General features: G+C 32.7%; 1 protein-coding gene. It reads left to right on the top strand.

Annotation, left to right across the window (positions count from 1 at the left end):
* Positions 1-113: 113 nt before the first annotated feature.
* Positions 114-722, top strand: a 609-nt coding sequence (locus ACS8FD_RS20365) for an SGNH hydrolase domain-containing protein (RefSeq protein WP_439277201.1), incomplete at its 3' end; no start/stop codon positions are given.

The raw sequence follows: 722 nt of genomic DNA, 5'->3' as shown, positions 1-722 counted from the left end.
GTATGGCACTCTCTATACTACTTGGATTTTTGAGCTACAAATATGTTGAAAAAATCAATTTCAGAAGAGAGTTTGGCAACTTATTTACGTATTTAAAGCACAAGCCTATATACATGGTATTGGCAATTGGCGTCCTAGGAAGCTTTGTTTTTGTAGATAAAGGGGTTGAGGAAAGATTTTCGTTAAACGCGTCTGACGAAAATATTATTGATGGCCTAAAAATACCTTATAGAAATAACGGTTATTGTTTTTATTCATCTCACGACCCAAGTTTTGAGGTAAGCCAAAGTAAGGGGATTGATTGTTATTTAGGTAATAAAGAAAAAAATGCCAAAACATTGCTATTTGGTGATTCTTTTGCTGGTCATAATGAACCATTTTTTGACGAGGTATTTAAGGCTAATGACGCATCCTTTCAATCAATAGTTACCAATTGGTGTGTTCCATCTCTTACCGAAAACTTTATAGGTTCTAAAACGAATAAGGCCTATGAGCAATGCTTATTAAACAGGAAATACCTGAAAGAAAATATGCAAAATTATGAAAATTTAATATTCGCAGGATCATGGGGTAATGCTTTAGAATTTGAACAGTTTAAAGATGTGGAAAAACTGATTGATGAAGCAGCTAAGCTGGATGTAAATATATTCCTTATGGCAGCTCCTTATGATTACAAAAAAAACCCGTTACAAGGTTTTTATAAAAGTATTTATTTTGATCAA

Source organism: Psychrobacter sp. 1U2 (assembly GCF_051847575.1).
The sequence above is the reverse complement of the archived record's forward strand: the minus strand, read 5'-3'. Positions and strand labels throughout refer to the sequence as shown.